General features: G+C 48.4%; 18 protein-coding genes and 3 tRNA genes. 15 read left to right on the forward strand and 6 right to left on the reverse strand.

What is annotated here, in order from left to right:
• Positions 1-68: 68 nt before the first annotated feature.
• Together NO559_RS15730 and NO559_RS15735 are read right to left on the reverse strand one after the other, a co-directional pair.
• Entirely contained in the window at positions 69-1043 is a 975-nt protein-coding gene (locus NO559_RS15730) for an ABC transporter substrate-binding protein (protein WP_258332835.1), read from the reverse strand.
• A gap of 94 nt (positions 1044-1137) precedes the next feature.
• Positions 1138-2127 carry a GlxA family transcriptional regulator gene (locus NO559_RS15735; protein WP_258332836.1) on the reverse strand — a complete coding sequence of 330 codons (990 nt, stop codon included), beginning with the start codon at positions 2125-2127 and terminating at the stop codon, positions 1138-1140.
• A 156-nt stretch (positions 2128-2283) separates the two neighbouring features.
• Between NO559_RS15735 and NO559_RS15740 the strand changes: the two genes are divergently transcribed.
• Both NO559_RS15740 and NO559_RS15745 read left to right on the forward strand, forming a co-directional pair.
• Positions 2284-4146: a beta-ketoacyl synthase gene (locus NO559_RS15740; RefSeq protein ID WP_258332837.1), complete on the forward strand. Its 1863-nt coding sequence runs from the start codon at positions 2284-2286 to the stop codon at positions 4144-4146.
• Positions 4147-4303: 157 nt separating this feature from the next.
• On the forward strand, positions 4304-4765 hold the full coding sequence (locus NO559_RS15745) for a PilZ domain-containing protein (RefSeq protein WP_258332838.1): 462 nt from the start codon (positions 4304-4306) through the stop codon (positions 4763-4765).
• 28 nt (positions 4766-4793) lie between these two features.
• On the opposite strand, the gene NO559_RS15750 is transcribed toward NO559_RS15745, so the two are convergent.
• Positions 4794-6041 carry an HD-GYP domain-containing protein gene (locus NO559_RS15750; protein WP_258332839.1) on the reverse strand — a complete coding sequence of 416 codons (1248 nt, stop codon included), beginning with the start codon at positions 6039-6041 and terminating at the stop codon, positions 4794-4796.
• Positions 6042-6224: 183 nt separating this feature from the next.
• On the opposite strand from NO559_RS15750, the gene NO559_RS15755 reads away from it, so the two are divergent.
• Positions 6225-6782 carry a nitroreductase family protein gene (locus NO559_RS15755; RefSeq protein WP_258332840.1) on the forward strand — a complete coding sequence of 186 codons (558 nt, stop codon included), beginning with the start codon at positions 6225-6227 and terminating at the stop codon, positions 6780-6782.
• A 31-nt stretch (positions 6783-6813) separates the two neighbouring features.
• Positions 6814-7389 carry a lysophospholipid acyltransferase family protein gene (locus NO559_RS15760; RefSeq protein WP_258332841.1) on the forward strand — a complete coding sequence of 192 codons (576 nt, stop codon included), beginning with the start codon at positions 6814-6816 and terminating at the stop codon, positions 7387-7389.
• A gap of 6 nt (positions 7390-7395) precedes the next feature.
• On the opposite strand, the gene NO559_RS15765 is transcribed toward NO559_RS15760, so the two are convergent.
• Positions 7396-7788 (reverse strand): hypothetical protein, encoded by a 393-nt coding sequence (locus NO559_RS15765; RefSeq protein ID WP_258332842.1) that lies wholly within the window; start codon positions 7786-7788, stop codon positions 7396-7398.
• A 94-nt stretch (positions 7789-7882) separates the two neighbouring features.
• Positions 7883-8866, reverse strand: a complete 984-nt coding sequence (locus NO559_RS15770; RefSeq protein WP_258332843.1) for a porin — start codon at positions 8864-8866, stop codon at positions 7883-7885.
• 292 nt (positions 8867-9158) lie between these two features.
• Between NO559_RS15770 and NO559_RS15775 the strand changes: the two genes are divergently transcribed.
• A complete protein-coding gene (locus tag NO559_RS15775; RefSeq protein WP_258332844.1) occupies positions 9159-9743 on the forward strand; it encodes a hypothetical protein in 585 nt (194 codons plus the stop codon).
• A gap of 254 nt (positions 9744-9997) precedes the next feature.
• Here NO559_RS15775 and queD read toward each other — a convergent pair whose 3' ends face one another.
• A complete protein-coding gene (gene queD / locus NO559_RS15780) occupies positions 9998-10354 on the reverse strand; it encodes a 6-carboxytetrahydropterin synthase QueD (protein WP_258332884.1) in 357 nt (118 codons plus the stop codon).
• A gap of 255 nt (positions 10355-10609) precedes the next feature.
• On the opposite strand from queD, the gene NO559_RS15785 reads away from it, so the two are divergent.
• The 10 genes from NO559_RS15785 to NO559_RS15830 all read left to right on the forward strand — a co-directional run bounded on the left by NO559_RS15785 (position 10610) and on the right by NO559_RS15830 (position 17748).
• Positions 10610-10685, forward strand: a tRNA-Val gene (locus tag NO559_RS15785).
• 22 nt (positions 10686-10707) lie between these two features.
• Positions 10708-10784, forward strand: a tRNA-Asp gene (locus NO559_RS15790).
• A gap of 96 nt (positions 10785-10880) precedes the next feature.
• A tRNA-Val gene (locus NO559_RS15795) sits at positions 10881-10956 on the forward strand.
• A gap of 299 nt (positions 10957-11255) precedes the next feature.
• Complete coding sequence (locus tag NO559_RS15800) at positions 11256-12593, forward strand: hypothetical protein (RefSeq protein ID WP_258332845.1); 1338 nt, start codon at positions 11256-11258, stop codon at positions 12591-12593.
• A 6-nt stretch (positions 12594-12599) separates the two neighbouring features.
• Complete coding sequence (locus NO559_RS15805; RefSeq protein WP_258332846.1) at positions 12600-13529, forward strand: 1-aminocyclopropane-1-carboxylate deaminase/D-cysteine desulfhydrase; 930 nt, start codon at positions 12600-12602, stop codon at positions 13527-13529.
• A 70-nt stretch (positions 13530-13599) separates the two neighbouring features.
• A complete protein-coding gene (locus tag NO559_RS15810; RefSeq protein ID WP_258332847.1) occupies positions 13600-14646 on the forward strand; it encodes a cyclic nucleotide-binding domain-containing protein in 1047 nt (348 codons plus the stop codon).
• Between the two features lie 100 nt (positions 14647-14746).
• Complete coding sequence (locus NO559_RS15815; RefSeq protein WP_258332848.1) at positions 14747-15625, forward strand: NAD(+) kinase; 879 nt, start codon at positions 14747-14749, stop codon at positions 15623-15625.
• A 24-nt stretch (positions 15626-15649) separates the two neighbouring features.
• The gene (locus NO559_RS15820; RefSeq protein ID WP_258332849.1) at positions 15650-16507 is read left to right on the forward strand and encodes a rhomboid family intramembrane serine protease; all 858 of its coding nucleotides are present in this window, start codon (positions 15650-15652) and stop codon (positions 16505-16507) included.
• Between the two features lie 55 nt (positions 16508-16562).
• On the forward strand, positions 16563-16844 hold the full coding sequence (locus NO559_RS15825) for a YeaC family protein (RefSeq protein ID WP_258332850.1): 282 nt from the start codon (positions 16563-16565) through the stop codon (positions 16842-16844).
• A gap of 58 nt (positions 16845-16902) precedes the next feature.
• Complete coding sequence (locus NO559_RS15830) at positions 16903-17748, forward strand: DUF2797 domain-containing protein (protein WP_258332851.1); 846 nt, start codon at positions 16903-16905, stop codon at positions 17746-17748.
• Positions 17749-17782: the final 34 nt, after the last annotated feature.

The following is a 17782-nucleotide window of genomic DNA, read 5'->3' on the forward strand; positions in this document are numbered from 1 at the left end:
CCGTGTCATGTTTATTCATGGCGCGGCTTTTTTTTGGGCTGCTAGTTTTTGTAGCTGGATGATGTTGTTTATTTGGCTGGAGGCGTTAAAAAGCTTGAGTTAATAATGTCGCCGGCATTTAAATTATTAGTGATGACATTTTTTTGAGTAAAAAATTCGATGTAGCGATTGAGTACTCTGCTTAGGGATCTGGCCGAATTGGGGTTGTTAAAGGCATCTAGGTTATCTTCATAGCTCATTAGCTTGATGTCTTTTAAGTTTATAGCTTTGTCTAGTTTTAGTGCTTTTTCAATCATTGCATTGCCAGCAATAGGGTTGTTAAGCCACCATTCAACCGCTTCAAACCAGGCTTTAGTAAAATTTTTGGCGGCTTGCGGCTGCTGATTTAAAAAATCACCATGAAAGGCAACAACATCAGGCAGTAAGCCGGGAGTCTGCCGGCTGGTATATAAAATCCTAGCGCCCGCATTTACGGCATCGGTCACAAAAGGTTCCCAGCTATGGATGATATCCACTTGCTTACTTAGCAGTAGTTGGGTCGTTTGCGATGCATCGACATTAACGAGAGTTATATCTTCTATCTGATAATTGTAGTCGTTCAGAAACTCGCGAATAAACAATTCACCAAAACCATTAACGTTAATGCCTATACGTAAATTGCTGCGATTTTTAGCTAGCGGTGATAGCGATAGTAAGGCATCACCGCCAGCTGATAAGTCGGCAATTAAAATAATACGTGCGTTGGGCTGTTGTTCTAGTAAAGAAAATATATCCCCCAATGCTATACATACGGCATCAAATTGTTTGTGGATAAAGCGTGTTTGTAGATTGCTGACACTGTCGAAGTACGTGGATTTAACATTGAGTTGGTATTTTTGAAAATACCCTTGTTGCTCGGCGATAATAAGCGGGTAGTACCCCGGCCACAAATCAAAAGCAATATTGATCTCAGTTTCGGGAGGAGGGGGGGCATCTTGGGTATATGCAGGCCCAGCGCTTAAGAGTAAAGGTATCAAACAGCGTAGAAATAGATCTCTAATCATCAGCGTGGCCGCTTTATATGGGGTGTGAGTACGAAAAATAATCTTGTTGTGCTTGTTAGTATAGCTAGCAATAGGCTTATATAAAGTTTTGATATTACACGCTAACCTGAAATAACTTGCCCCTAACGCTTTTTCTATAGGCCAGCGGCGTTTGCCCAGTCAGTTTTTTAAAGCGCGAGCAAAAATAGCTGCTGTCGTGATAGCCCGATTGTTCCGCCACCTCGGCGATACTTAAGTTGCTGGTGCGCAGTAGCTCTTTGGCGGCATTAACCCGTAAGTTTTGCAGGTAGTCCGAGGCGGTAACCGTAGTGGCTTGTTTAAAGCGGCGGTTAAAGGTACGCATGCTCAGCCCCAGCGAGCTGGCCAGTTCACTAATGCTGATGTCTTCCAGGGCATGGTGCTGCAGCCACTCCTGGGCTTGAATAATCAGTTCATCCTGATGCAGATTACTGGCGTATTCATCATAAGCGTGGCTGGAAAAGGAGCGGCGTATTTCCGGCGAGAACTGGCCTTCTACTAAATGGGCGATTTCGGGCCCGAAGTTGCGCTCTATCAAATGCACCATTAAATCCGCTACCGAGTTGACGCTGCCCGCGCAATAGAGGTTGTCGGCTTGGGTGATTAAATAGCGGGGTTTTAAATTCACCTTGGGGTATTGGCGCTGAAATTGTTCGCAAAAATACCAGTGCGTGGTCGCGGGTTTGCCATCGAGTAAGCCTGCCTCGGCGAGTAGGCAGCTGCTGGTGCCCACAGCGCAGATGGTGGCATCTTGGCTGGCCATTTGCTGCAACCAGCTCAACAGCTGAGGTTGTTTGCGCAGGGTTTTGAGCGGGTTGCGCCACAGCGAGGGTAAAATAATTAAATCGCTGTGTTTAACATCCCCTAACTTACAGCTGGCCAGTAGCTGCAGGCCGCCAGCTGTAGTGATGCTTTCCCCTTCGGTGCTCACTATGTTGACCTGTAGCGTCTGGCGGCTGCGGTTGTGGCTGCGATGGTAATGGTCGGCTGCGTGCAGCATTTCCAAGGGCAGGCTGATGCTGGTGGCTAGGCATTGGGGCAGGGCAATAAAGCTAACGGTATACATGCGTGGCCTCACAACAGGCTTTGGCAAAAAAGAGATATTTTATGTCTTTTTTATTATGTTTTAAACCCGGCCTGAGGTCTACAATAGCTGCCAATTATGACTATTAGTCACTTTTCTGGTGATTTATCAATATTTAGACAATTGAGCGTAGGTGTTATGACAAGTATTCCTCTTATTGTGGGTTTTGGCGGCGTGAACTCTGCCGGGCGTAGCTCGGGCCACCATGGGTACCGCCGTATGATTATTGATAGCTTATCTCAAGCCGAGGCGCAGCATACCTACCAAAATCTTGCTGCGTTGATGAATATGAGTTCTGAGGGGCAAGCCCTTAGCGAGGCCCAGCGTCAGCATATACTCGATCACAGTTTAGTGAGGCGCATAGAAGATGCCTGGTATAACCCCGATGCGGTAATGTTTAACAAGCGCATGCCCATGCAGGTTGACGCGGCTACGCCACTCACCTTTGAAACCAAAAAACGCAACCTGCCAGATACCTTGCCTGCAGGCTGGGTGGTGACAGAATTAGCTGGTGCTACGGTTAAGGTAGAGATACACCAAGCCACTGAAATGTTAGTGCCCGACCCTAGGGCCACAGCGGTGAGCTCGGCAGGGCAGCTGCCCAGCGGCTTTGCACCGGGTAAGTTATATCCCTCGCGCAGCCATCCCCGCGGCTTACAAATGACCGTGTTTGGTGCCTCCGATGCGCTAGGTAACTTGGGTATAGACTGGGAGTTGGTGCGCCAGCATGTGGCGGCCGACCAAATCAGCGTATTTGCCGGTAGCTCTATGGGGCAATCTGACGCCGATGGTCATGGCGGCATGATAGGCTCACGTTTTGACGGCAAACGCGTCACCTCTAAAAACTGCGCGCTGGGCTTTGCCGAAATGCCCGCCGATTTTATTAATGCCTATGTGATAGGCGGTGCTGGCACTACCGGAGCCACTTTGGGCGCCTGTGCCAGCTTTTTATACAACCTGCGCCAAGGGGTTAATGAAATCCGGGCTGGCCGCTCGCGGGTGGTGATAGTGGGCGGCAGTGAAGCACCTATTAATCCCGATGTGGTTGCAGGCTACGCCGCCATGGGAGCCTTGGCCACTGATGCCGAGCTGATGGCCTTGGATGGCACTGATACCCCGGATAACCGCCGTGCAGCTAGACCCTTTGGTCACAACTGTGGTTTTACTATTGCTGAGTCCGCTCAGTTTGTGGTGCTGTTTGACGACGCCTTAGCCATGGAGCTGGGCGCTACCGTGTATGGCGCAGTTACCGATGTGTTTATCAACGCCGATGGCTACAAAAAGTCTATCTCCTCACCGGGCATAGGCAATTACTTAACCGTGGCCAAGTCTATGGCCGTGGCCAAGGCCATCTTGGGTGAGCAGGCGATACAGCAGCGCTCTTATATACACGCCCACGGCAGCAGCACACCGCAAAACCGGGTGACGGAATCTCGTATTTTAAATGAAGTGGCCAAGAAGTTTGGTATTAGCCAGTGGCCAGTAGCCGCGATTAAGGCTTATATAGGTCACTCTTTGGGAGTTTCCTCAGGCGACCAGCTGATTAACAGCTTAGGGGTGTGGGATAAGGGTATTATCCCCGGCATTAAAACCATCGATGCGGTTGCTGAAGATGTACATCGCAGCAATTTGTCTATTAGTGCCGAGCATAAAGAAGTGGGGGCAGAGGGCATGGATGTTGCGCTGCTTAACTCTAAAGGTTTTGGTGGCAATAACGCTTCAGCCCCTATATTGGCGCCGCACATAGCCCGCAGAATGCTGGCTAAAAAATATGGCGACAAGGCCTATCAGCAATATTTAAAAAGCAATGAGGCGGTTAAGGCGCAAACTGCCGCCTATGATACTTTGGCCACCCAAGGTGCAGCCGAGTTGATTTATAAGTTTGATAATAATGTCTTGGGCGGTGAAGACTTGAGCTTAGATAGCCACGCTATAGGCGTGCCGGGTTATGGCCGAGATGTAGATTTAGAGATAGATTCGCCCTATAAAGACTTTTTGTAATAAGACTTGTTGTAAAGCCAGTGTTAAGGCCGTGTTTAAGCACCGGCCTTTCCTTTTATCCCCTTAATGCCGCGCACAGCGGCATTTTCTTTACCCTAGCTAGAAGCAAACTACACTTATAGCAACACCTGCTTAGTTTTAGGTGTGGAGGTAGTTTATGCGTAAGTACATACGCCACCCCGTAGATGTACCCATACAAATCTCACTGGATTTAAATGGCAGCAAGGCTGATGGCAATGCTGTTAATGGCAGCGCTACACTTTCGGCTGCTGATGTGACTTGTGACATGGTGGATGTGAGTCAGGGGGGCATAGCCTGTGATGTTAAAAATTGTTTGGCAGTGGGTTGTAAGGTCAGGGTAGATATCAACACGGTGTCGCCAGAGTATCATGGCCTAGGGCAAGTGGTATGGTGTAAACCTAAAAATGATAGTTACGAAGTTGGGGTGTGTTTTTTAAATCAGGAAGAGGCCTTTCGTTCTCGCATGGTGCAGCAGGTATGCCAAATAGAAATGTATAAAAATATGGTTTACGAGCGCGAAGGTCGAGTCTTGGATGGTGAGGAAGCCGCGGCGGAGTGGATAAAAAAATATGCGGCTGATTTTTTTACGGGCACCTAGCTTGGTGGTGCGGTAAGCGAGTCTCAGGCTACTCTATGGTGAGGCCGCGTTTAATATATTTTTCTATGCGTATGCCGTGGCTGCCATTAGGCAATACCGTGTTGATGACATATAAATTATTTTCAGAGCCTGCTTTTTTCTCTAAATTTATCACATTTTCTTTGGTAGGCATTTTATTACTGTCGCGTACGATTAACACTTTTGGCAAATGACGATGGCGATAATTGGTACTAATGACTATGCCCACTTCACCATTTTTAAGCTCAACAATACTGCCTGGGGGATATAGCCCTATGCATTCAATAAATTCGGTCACCAAACGGTTATCAAATTTTGTTTCGCGGTTTTGATACAGTACTTTTAAGGCCTCCAGTGAAGACTGGCCCTGCTTATAGACTCTTTCACTGGTAATAGCATCGTAAACATCACAGATAGTGATCATGCGCGTTATTTCAGAAATATTGCTGTCTTTTAGCCCTCTAGGGTAGCCGCTGCCATCTAAGGCTTCGTGGTGGCTATAACAAACATCAACAGCGCTGTGATGCACATCTTTGTGATTCATTAAAATATCACGGCCATCAACCGGGTGGCTTTTCATAATTTGAAATTCTTCGGCAGTAAGGCGGCCTTCTTTATTTAACACATCTAAAGGCGTTTTCATTTTGCCCACATCGTGCAATATGCCGCATAGGCCCAGCACATTAAGTTCTTCTTCACTAGCGCCCAAGTGCCTGCCAAAGGTCATGGCTAAAAAACCCACGTTTAATGAATGCTCGGCAGTATATTCATCTTTTTGGCGTATCTTACCCATCCACAACAGGGCATCGGGATTGTGCATGATGCTTTTTACGCACTCAGATACCGTGGTTTTTACTTCTTCTATATTAATACCACGGCCCAGGCGTACATCGTCCATAAATGAGCGGGTGAGTTGCCGGGCATTTTTATGGGTGGCACCAGCAACTGCAAAGGATTGCTTATTAAGGGCATTTTGCGGATAAATTTTTCTGGGAGTGGGCTGCTCTAAAATAGTGCGCTGTTCACCTTTTAGCCATTGCTGCTCGCTCTCTTCTACATAAACATAATCGCAGTAGCCCGCTAAGGTATCGATGTCTTCCAACGACTCTATACGAAAGCCTTGCAGCAAAAAGGGGGTTTCCAGCCAGGGCCTATCCAGTTCGGCGACATACATGCCTATTTTTAAGCCTGCGACGGGTATGGGGCGCTTTACGCTGCTGCTAATGGTGCGGCCAGGTTTACTAATAGTTTTTTTCACGTGAGCCCGAGGCAACTCCATGTATTTTATTGTTAAGCTGGCTAAATTATAGAGACTATTTATGATTTGTACCAAGCTCTTAAGTAAAGTTATATCATAGCCGCTAAATTCCTAATCGCTAGCTGTTCACTAGCTATTCACTAAGTTGTGTATACGCTGCATTGTTATTGAGATTTTCCTGTTATGAATGCAATAGATTTATTATTAGAACGCAACTCGGCCCCCAAACTGGTTGAGCCCGCCCCCGCAGGCCAAGATTTAGCGACTATGTTTCAAGCCGCGCTGCGAGCGCCTGATCATGCCAGATTGCGACCTTGGCGTTTTTTAACGATTAGCGGTGAGGCACGCAATAAGCTGGGTGAAGTATTTGCCGAGGCTTTATTACAGCGTAATCCGGCAGCCACCGAGGCAGAGCTGGATAAGGCGCGTACTCGGCCGTTGCGAGCGCCTTTGCTGGTAGTGGTGGTGGCCAAGCAGCTACCACACCCTAAAGTACCCGCGGTAGAACAACTACTTTCAGCGGGCTGTGCGGCCCATGGCCTGCTATTAGCGGCGCAGGCTTTGGGTTACGCAGGCATATGGCGTACTGGTGACAATGCGTTTGATCAGCTGGTGATGAAGCGTTTAGGGCTGGCAAGTGATGAGTTGATAGTGGGCTTTTTATATTTGGGCACTATAGAGGGAGGCTATAAACCCCTGCCGGTTTTAGCTGTTGAAGACTATGTGCAGCCTTGGTCTTAAGTGCTGGGCTGCGGCTTAGCTGGGGGGAATCATGCGAGCCACTATTTTTAGCACGCCTATACTCAACAGTGCGCTGACAGCGATATCGAAAATATTACTGCGCTTGTTGGGCTGGCGTATAGAGGGGCAGTTTCCGACGGCCCCTAAATTTGTACTGGTGGGGGCGCCTCATACTAGCAATTGGGATTTTATGTTGATGTTGCTGGTGGTATTTGCGGTGCGCGCTGATGTGCATTGGATGGGGAAGGATAGTCTCTTTCCTAAGCCCTTTGACGGGTTTATGCGCTGGCTGGGTGGCATAGCCGTAGACCGCAGCAAGGCTAATAACACCGTAGAGCAAATGATAGCGCACTACCAAGCTAACGATGAGCTTATTGTGATTATGACCCCAGAGGGTACCCGCAGTAAGGTAAGCGTCTGGAAGACCGGTTTTTACCATATCGCCAAGGGCGCCGAGGTACCCATAGTGCTGGGTTACATCGATGGCGCTAAGAAAGTGGTAGGCTTGGGCAAAGTGTTTACCCCTGCCGGTGATTTAGAGCAGGATATGGCGGCGATTAAAGCTTTTTATGCTGATAAGCAGGGCTTGCGCCCTGAGTTAACTTAATACAGATTATTCAGTAAGGCAGTGGTATTGATAGTGCAGCAGGTAGTCGCTAGCTTCTATATGCTGGCTCCATTCTTTTTCTTTTAGCCAGCCCTGGGGGCAGTGCTGCGCCAGTTGCCGATGCAAGGCTTCAATCACATAAAAGGCAGAGTAGGGGGTGTGGTCGCTGCGGGTTAAGCTGTAGCGTTCGTACACAACCCTGCTGGTTGGCGGTGGCTGTGTGTTGGGAGAGGCGTTGTTTGTTTTATCCTGGCTTTGCTCTATAACTTTAGCCGCCGGTTTTTTGCTGCTGTGAAAAGACGAAAAGTCTAATGAGTCGGCGTCATCCACATCAAAATCAGCTTGCGCATTTATGGCACTACTGCTGATTAAGCTGAGTAACAATAGGCGTATTAGCATTGGTGGCTCCACGGTTTATTGGCTGCTAGGTAGGGTTGTTGAAATAAACGAAGAAAGGGGCGATAAACGCCCCTCAAGCCTGCGGCTATGTGCTTTAGAATTTAACTTCTAGGCCTACAGAGAAAACCGAATCGTCGTAAGTGGTATCCGTTTCTATATCGGTTTCAATGTTTGAGTAATAGGTATAAGCCTTTACCGCTTTATTGATTTTGTAATCAGCGCCAATAGTGATCTGCGTTAAGTCAGTTTCAATGGCGCCAAAATCATAAGTGCTCATGCCGTATTGAGCTTTCAATACAATTTTATCAATGGTGTATTGGCCGCTAAATATATAGCCGGTTTGCTCTACATCACCATCAGATAACTCGCCATCTTGAAAGATAAAGCCTGCTTTGGCCTTATCGCTAAGGGTAAAGTCGGCGGCTAAGCGGGTTAAGTCCCAGCCATCAACTTCGCTGTCGTTAGCAATAGCAGCGTAAACTTGCTCGTTTTTGAAGCTTAGGGCAATAGATGTGGCATCGGCTAGGCCGTCGTTAGTTTCACCGTCTGAGTCATCAGAGTCTTCGCCGGGAATAAAGGCCACAGAAGCGCTGAAGTTTTCCGCAAACTTAGGCGAGCTATAAATTACAATATTAGACTCGCGGTTTTCGCCCTCTAACAGGTTTTTAATGTCGCCTAATTCTAAATCGTTAAAGCGATCTACCGGCTTGCCTATGAGTTTAGTGGGGGTGTCGTGCTTGCCGCCTATAACAGTACCCCAAGTGCCTTGCAGGCCTACATAAATATTACGTTGTTTGAATTCGTCGCCATCTGAATCACCATCATCTATAGCGACTTCGTATTCCATTTTGTAGATGGCTTTAAGCTCGTCGTTAATGGCTACGCTGCCTTTTACCCCTATGCGTGAAGCATTGCTGGTCAGGTTCCACTGGTCTTCAGGGTCTGTTTCATAATCGACCTGGTTTAAGCTGAGATTGGCCTTACCGTAAATAGTGATGTCATTCTCGGCTAAGGCGGGAGTTGCTAATACTGCGCCACTTAATGCAGCTATGGCTAAAGCTAGGTTGCTAGGTTTCATTCGACTCTCCAAATGGATCATTGTAATTGTGGTAACGCTAATAACAGACCGCAGCTTTTTTATAGGTCACATAAAACTGTCTGCTCTGTAATGCTGTGCATTTTGTGACTTTAATGTTGCAGGAATATGACAGTGGCTGAAATTATAGTGCAATTATGAAAAAAACAAATTTATCAATTGCTTAGCAATAACTGGGGATAGCGAGTAGGCTTTATTTGTGTGGCATCAGGCCGTAGAATGTTGCCAAGCTATTAGGCAGTAGCCATCTATGACTAAATAATAAGAAGCTGTTATGAATAAACCCTCAGTAGAAAGCTTAATAGAGCGAGCCACTGCGTTATTAACGCTAACCCGCCAACTTAATTACAGTAAAATACTGGCTCACGACAGTGCGGAAGTTAAAAAGCTGCACACTTTTTTAGACCGTTTAAAAAATTCTGCGCCGGGCGAGGCTGGCGCTGTTGAGTTGCATAACAGTACAGCCCAGCCTAAGCCTGATGAGGCAATGGCTGCGCCGCAAAGTGATCAAGACCAGGCTGGGCGCCAAATGGCTATCCTAGAGCAGCTGGCACTAGAGGGGTTTGCCGATAGGTTGGGGCGGGTTTATAACAGCCGTTCTGAGCAGCGCTCTATGGAGTTTCGCAAGGTTCCCCACCGCAAAAACTTACCTGAGTTCGATATGATCGTGTCGGCGGATTATGCGCCAGGCGCGGGGGTGCATGGCATTATTATCACCCAGCATCATGTGATGTCGGTGTATTTGGCATCCCCAGAAGAGCAAAATGAGTGGGAGATTTTAAAGCGCCGCCCCTATGACACCATGGCGGAAATGGGTGAATACGTAACCCTATTGGCGGCAGGCTTTGATTTACCCTAGTTTATCCACAGTATCTGTGGATAAAACTGTGAGCAACTTGTTTGCTTAACGCTGGCGGCCCTATGGCGCCTATACATTGAAATGTTGCTGTTTTTTTGCACTTGTAGTCTTTTTCTTTAAAAATCAATAATTTAAAAGTTTTAGTTAAAGCGCATCATTATCATTTGCCTATTTTATCCCCAGCTCGCCAGCAGGCTTTTGCGGTGTGAGTAAAGTTTTTGGCGGGCTTGGGGGCAACGCTGGTGTAATGGGTGTTATTGGCCCCTGTATATGCAGCCGCTGGTGCAGGTTTCCTTGATGTAAACCTGGCTTAAAATGGGCAGGCTGGGCTTGAGTTTATTCCATATCCATTTAGCTAGCACTTCACTGGTAGGATTTTCTAGGCCTTCTATATCATTGAGGTAATTATGGTCTAGCTGCTCATAGAGCGGTTTGAAATGCTGTTTGAGCTCAGCAAAGTCCATCACCCAGCCTGTGTGGGGGTCTATTTCATCCTCCACATAAATTCTTACCATAAAAGAGTGGCCGTGCAGGCGCCCGCATTTGTGGCCCTCTTCTACATGGGGCAGTAGGTGGGCGGCTTCAAAAGTAAATTCTTTGTAGATTTCCATAGGTATAAAACTATCTAAGTGTGAATGCGGCGTCATGATAAAGGCCAGGCTAATGACTGTATATCGATTTTTAAAATCCTGATAGGGCTGAGTCCAGGCGCCTGTATAAAGGCTGTGCAAAGCGTTGCTTTATCCACCAGTTTTTGTATGTAAAACAAGCGATTAGCCTGATTTTGGAAAAAAATAAAAAAAATCCTAATCCGCGTTTGACAAGCAAAGTGTTTACTGTAGAATGCGCCCCACGTTCGAAGCAGGGGGTGATTAGCTCAGCTGGGAGAGCATCGCCCTTACAAGGCGAGGGTCGGCGGTTCGATCCCGTCATCACCCACCAATTCGAATGTAATGATTGTTCAGGACCGGTAGTTCAGCTGGTTAGAATGCCGGCCTGTCACGCCGGAGGTCGCGGGTTCGAGTCCCGTCCGGTCCGCCAACAAGCAATCATAAAGAGCCACCTGAGCGGTGGTTTTTTTATGTCTGTTGGAAAACAGTAAATTGTTACTGTGTAGTACGCCCGTATTCGAAGCAGGGGTGATTAGCTCAGCTGGGAGAGCATCGCCCTTACAAGGCGAGGGTCGGCGGTTCGATCCCGTCATCACCCACCATTCGAATAATAGATTACTGGCCGCTAGCAACAATCAAAAAGAACCACCTGCGAGGTGGTTTTTTTATGCCTGAAGAAAAGCCCATAGCTGCTTTCCTGTTTCTGATTGCTTTGGCGCTCTGCCTAGCTATTAATGCTAAGCCCTTGGGGCTTATTTGATTAATCTGTTCAACAAGTCACAGTAAATCCCGCTATGCTCATTAAACTAAGCGAATATGGCTAGGCGAGCAGCGTAATATGCCGTTATGATTGCCACTTAATAACAGGGCTACTATTACGGATGAGTAGGCGAGATAGGGTATGACGACAGAAGCAATAATTTTCTTTGCGGATAATCACGTGATTAAGGAGATGTTATACCCAGAGTTTGAAGCGATACTCGACAGGGTGGTGGGTATTTCTGAGTTTGCCGGTCAAAAGGTGACGGCTGTTTACCTGTGCATCAATGCCCAGTTACAGCCTACCGCGGCGGTATTTTTTAATCTCAGCTTTGATGCCAAAGGCAATGCTGATGACCGCTGGAATATACCCTTGCAGCATTTGGCCGAGAAGGGTGGCCGTGGCCCAGACTTGGGCGCGGGGCCTATCAAATTATCCTGCCGCAGCCAGTGTGCGGTATCTTGGCATCAGCGTGAGCTATGGGACCCGGTTACCGATAGCAAGCCTACCACTTTTGAAAAAATCACTGCCTTATTAAAACGCAATCGCCTAGGGTTAACGGTGCTGGCACCAGAGCCTGAGACGGCTAGCAATATTCCGGTTTTATCTGAGCAGTTAAGCGCTAAGCCAGCGCTTAATGAGGAGCTAGTGCGCAAGCAGTTGCAGACAGAGTTTAAGCAGCGCCAAGCGGCACTGTTAGATGAGCAAAAGTTGCGTATAGCCACACTCAAATCCGAGGCCAGGGAGCATGTAGAAAAGCTGCATAGGCATTACCGCGCCGAGGCTCAGGCCCTATCGATTAAGCTTAGCGAGGCAGTACAGGCTTTAGAAAACGAAAAAACTACCAGTCGTCGCTACAAGGAGACGCTAGAGGCGCAGGCCCTTAGCCGGCACCAAGAGCGCGAGCAGTTTCAGCAAAGTATTGCGGCCGCTAAGGATGTAGAGTCTCAGCAGGTGGCAGCCCTGGAGCAAAAATTTGGCGAAGAGTTGCGCGCAACCGTAGACACTGCCACGGTAGAGTTAAAAGAGATGCTGGAGATGCGCGAAGTAGAGCTGTTTTACCGTGAGGAGCAGCTTAGCAACTTGCGAGAAGAAATCTCTCAGCTGCGCACCGAAAAGCAGGCCTTGCTCAGTGATGGTGGCGATAAGCTGCTGTCGCGCTTGGCGCAGGCTGGCATTACCTTTGTGGCCTATCAGCCCGGCCTGGATCACCTGTCCGTACCGCAGCCTGAATTATTTGCCTATCTAGAATCCCCCACCGCCTATGTGGCCGAGCGCTACGGGGTGGATCAATCCTTATACGAGCAATGGCTGGCTCATTATCAGCTGCCGGTGTGCCGCCATGCAGTGGGGGACTCGGTATGCGGCGAGCCCATAGCGAAAGTAGAGCGCCCTGCGGATTTCATTCCCAATGACAGTGATCGCTGCTCGCAGCATGACTTTGCGGCCCTGCAGGTCGATAGCCAAGAGCAGGCTTAAATTACTATGTTAAGCCCCACGCAGCCCTATGCTGCCGTTGAAGCTATCAGCTATGAGCCTTGGTTGGCGAAACAGGTGGTCGTGTCGGTATTGCGTTTAGACCAATTCTTCCCGCAGCTCTCGGGCAATAAATACTTCAAGCTTAAACATAACCTCAGCCATGCGCAGGCCCAAGGCTATAGCCGGGTGATTAGCTTTGGTGGTGCCTACTCTAACCATATACATGCGCTGGCTTATGCCGCCCAACAATACGGCATGCAGGCGCTGGGGATAATTCGCGGCGATCATGGCTATGCCGCTAATCCCACCCTCAGTGATGCGCAAGCTTGGGGCATGCAGCTGCAGTTTGTTAGCCGCAGCGAGTATAAGCGCCGTGCTGAGCCTGAATATGTGCGCAGCCTGCAACAGCAATACCCCGATGCCTGGGTTATTCCTGAGGGGGGTAGTAATGCCCTGGCGGTACAGGGCTGTGCAGAGATAGCCGAGCATATACGGCAGGGTTTGGGTGATAATTTCGATACCGTGTTGTTGCCCTGTGGTACCGGTGCCACCCTCGCAGGCGTGGCCATGGGTTTACCCCCTAGTAAACAGGTATTGGGGGTGGCGGTGCTAAAGGGCGAAGGTTACTTAGAGGCCGAAGTGCAGCGATATTTGGCACAGGTTGCTAATAACAGCCATGCTAAGTGGCAAATATGCCATGACTATCACGGCGGTGGCTACGCGAAGTGTGATGTAGCTTTGGCGCGTTTTATTAACAATTTCCCCATCGCTTTGGAGCCTGTTTATAGCGGCAAATTATTTTTTGCCCTAGATGCTATGATTAACTCAGCGGCCATAGCGCCGGGCAGTCGTATAGTGCTAATCCACACGGGGGGCATGCAGGGCTTAAGGGGTATGCAGGCGATAATGGATAAGCGTTTGGCGGCGGCAGATTAATAATGATTTGCTATGCTGTGGGCAGTATGCTCATGCACTGCGTTAGCGTAAAAAGAGACAATAATAAGCTATGAATAAGACTGAACATTTCGATAAGCGTTATTTAAACACCCTGGTGCCGGTAAATGCCTTAACGCTGGATCATTTAGATGCCTTGCTGCGTGAGTGCTCCATAGAGGTGGTCTGTAAAGGGCAGGTTTTATTCTCTGAGGGGGATTACGATAATAATCATGTTTACTTATTGAGTGGTTCAGTAGGTATTTGGGCGGGCCAAGACAAGCTGCGGGTGCTCAATGCTAACGAGCCTGAATGCCGCTTTCCCTTGCTGCATTATCAACCGCGCCGCGAAACTGTGTTGGCCGAGCAGGATTGCCATATTATCCGTTTTAATAATGACCGCTTAGACGGCATGGTCGCTTGGGATCAAGCCTGCCGATATATTGCCTTAAGCGTTTCCTCCGACCGCTCGCTGGATGAAGATGCGCAGTGGATGACGACCCTATTAAAATCCAATTTATTTTATAAAGTGCCGCCCATGAATATAGGGCAAATCCTTAACAAGTTTGAGCCCTGTTATTTTTCTGCCGGCGATACGGTTATACGCCAAGGGGAGGTGGGGGATTGCTGCTATGTAATCAAGGAGGGCCTGGTTAAGGTGATGCAGTCCACCGATGGCAAGCAGGCACCGCAGTTGGTTAATGAGCTGGGCGAGGGTTTGTGTTTTGGTGAGGATGCACTGGTTAATGACGCGGTAAGAAATGCCTCCATTATTATGGCGACCAATGGCGTGTTAATGCGCCTAGATAAAAAAGATTTTCACTTATTACTTAAAATGCCACAGGTGCAGCGCCTAAATTTTAATCAGGCCAAGCTGGAAGAAGCGGCAGTATGGGTGGATGTGCGCAGCCAGGACGAATACGAAAACGGCCATATAGAAGGGGCGTTAAATATGCCGCTGGATATTCTTAAGCTAAAGTCTCGTATGCTCAATAAAGCTAAGCTGCATATACTCTACTGCAACAGCGGCCGGCGCAGTGATGCGGCCGCGCATTTTTTAATGGCCGAAGGGCTTAATGTCGTATCTTTAAGTGGTGGCTTTGAGCACAGCGCCAGTTAGCGCGTTAATAATAAATATTGGCCCGCAAGGGTAGTGATGGTGCTTGGGGCATTGTTTTTATACAATGTTCGCCCATTATCATATTGGCGTTATCACTGTTATGCATCATTTTCAAAATATAGGCATTACCGGTAGAGACGGCGAAGGCGTGCCCGAGTCCTTAGCTGTGCTAGTCAATTTTTTAGTTAGCTGTGAATTGACGGTGATACTGTCCGAACAGATTGCCAATTTATTTGCCAATAAAAATTTAACCATCAGTAGCAATGAAGAGTTGGGCGAGAGCTGCGATTTAATTATTGTGGTGGGCGGCGATGGCAGTTTATTAGGTGCTGCACGCATGCTGGCCAAGTATGGCGTGCCGGTCTTGGGTGTTAACCGCGGCCGTTTGGGCTTTTTAACCGATGTTAAACCCGATGAAATAGAGGCCTCAGTGGCTGCCGTATTGGCTGGCAATTACAGTGTAGAAAAGCGCTTTTTGTTAGATGTGGTGGTTATGCGCGATGGCTTGGTTATGGGCCAGGGTGATGCCCTAAATGATGTGGTGGTTAACTCGGGTACCTCGGCGCGGATGATAGAGTTTGATTTATCCATAGAGGGCGACTTTGTGTATAACCAGCGCTCGGATGGTGTCATTGTGTGTACGCCCACCGGCTCAACGGCTTATTCATTGTCTGGCGGTGGCCCTATTATGCACCCCAGTTTAGATGCCATAGGCATAGTGCCTATGTTTCCCCACACCTTAAGCAGCCGCCCCATAGTGGTAGATGGCAATAGTGAAATTAAAATCAGCATACACAGTAATAATCAAATTCACCCACCCGTGACTTGTGACGGCCAAGTGACACTAACCGCCAGCCCTGGCGATACTGTACATATACGCAAAAAACCCCATAAATTAATTTTGATACACCCCCCTGGCCACAGCTTCTATGCCTCTTGCCGAGGCAAGTTAGGCTGGAGTACTCGCCTGGGCGATTAGCGCAGGTGTTGGCTAGGGGTATTTATGGCGGAGTATAAGGCAGTAGAGGCAGAGCTCGGTGAGGATTTAACGGAGTTTAGCCGCCTGTTATGGCAGCATAAACTGCGGCATAGAATTTTAGTGCAGGGTCACAAGCAGTATTTGTTGGTTGCCAATGCTGAGGATGCCAAGCAGGTAGCGCAGGCCTATCAGTCTATGCAGCAAGGTCAGCTGCAGTGGTCGGAGCCTGTGGTGCCGGCACCTCAGGCGCCAAGGCCGCCACTATGGCGCTATTTTTATCATCTGCCCGTTACGCTTATAGCCATAGCACTTAGCGTGTTGGGTTACCTGTTAGTGCGCTTTGATACTCAGCTAGGGCTGGCGGCGCAGTTTACTTTTTTTGCCATTGTTCGCGATGGCGCGGCCTATAGTTTTACCTTGCCTAAGGATCAGTTGTGGCGCTTGTTGACCCCTATGTTTTTGCACTTCTCCTTACTGCATATCGTTTTTAATATGCTGTGGCTGTGGGATCTAGGGCGCAGGGTTGAGATGATTCAGGGCAGTATCAAGCTGCTGGGTTTAATTGTGTTGGTGGCCATGGGCTCAAACCTGGCGCAGGCCATGGTGGCGGGGGCTGCAATATTTGGCGGCATGTCGGGGGTGATTTATGGTTTGCTGGGTTATGGCTGGCTGTGGAGTGTGCTGGTCCCCCATAAAAGCATGCATATACCCCATGCGATTGTGGTTTTTATGCTGTTGTGGCTGGTGTTGTGCTTAATGGGCTTTACTCGCCTGCTGGGCTTGGGGGATGTGGCCAATGCCGCCCATGTGGGTGGGTTGCTAATAGGTTTGTTAATAGGCGCAGCGGCCGCCTTAATAGAGCGCTTTAGTAACAAGCCATAGCGGTAGATAGGGTGTTATAATCCCGCGCTGTTATAGATTCAATGTGGTAATTCAAATGACCAAGCAAACCATGGGCTACGATGAGCTTATTGCTCAGCTCACGCCCGATGTTTATCAAAATTTTAAACGCGCCATAGAGTTAGGCAAATGGCCTGATGGCACTATTGTGAGCGATGAGCAAAAAGCCCATTGCATGGCGGCGGTAATCGCTTATGAGCAAAAGCATGTTAGCGCCGAGCAGCGCGTGGGTTATATAGACCGGGGCAGTAAGGCCGAGGGTGAGTTGTGCGACGATCAGCCCGACCCTGCAGCTGCAAGCCCGCTTAAGTGGCAATAAGCCCACCCAGATAACCACCTGCAATAACAACAATCCGCAAATACACAGGAGAATTCGGTTGCCAGCATTAATTGCCGAGGGCGCTTTGCGCAAAATGCAAACCTCATTGCAACAACACAACGGCCAGCCTATGGTGAGTTACAACTTGCCGGTAGGCGAGCAAACAGTGGCGATGAACGCCTTGCTGGGGCAGCCTATAGCCATACATTACCAAGGCAGTATTTTTTGCCAGCACTGTGGTCGCAAATCCAATAAAAGTTTCAGCCAGGGCTTTTGCTACCCCTGTTTTAAAAAACTGGCGCAGTGTGATAGCTGCATTATGAGCCCAGAAAAATGCCATTATTTTGAGGGCACCTGTCGCGAGCCCGAGTGGGCTGACCTACACTGCATGCAAGATCATTATGTTTACTTGGCTAACTCTACTGGGGTGAAGGTAGGTATCACTCGTGGCAATCAAATCCCCACTCGCTGGATGGATCAGGGAGCCATACAGGCACTGCCTATCTTTAGGGTGTCTAATCGTTTGCAGTCGGGCTTGGTAGAGGTGATGTTTAAAGATCATGTGGCCGATAAAACCAATTGGCGCAAGATGCTAAAAGGTGAGGTTGAAGCCATAGACTTAATCGCCCAGCGTGAGCAGCTTTTTGCGCAATGCCAGGCACAAATCAATGAGTTGCAACAGCAGCATGGCGTACAAGCCATACAGCAGCTTAGCGATGCCGAGCTGGTGGATATTGATTACCCCGTGCAGGAGTACCCCACTAAAATTAGCTCGTTTAATCTAGATAAAACCCCCGTAGTTGAGGGTGTATTAAAAGGTATTAAAGGGCAGTATTTAATCTTAGATACCGGCGTGATTAATATACGAAAATATAGCGCTTACCAAATTCAATTTTTTGCCTAAGCTAAACCGGCCCGTTTAGCTTAAACCGTGGAGC

Source organism: Dasania sp. GY-MA-18, assembly GCF_024734385.1.
Classification (GTDB): Bacteria; Pseudomonadota; Gammaproteobacteria; order Pseudomonadales; family Dasaniaceae; genus Dasania; species Dasania phycosphaerae.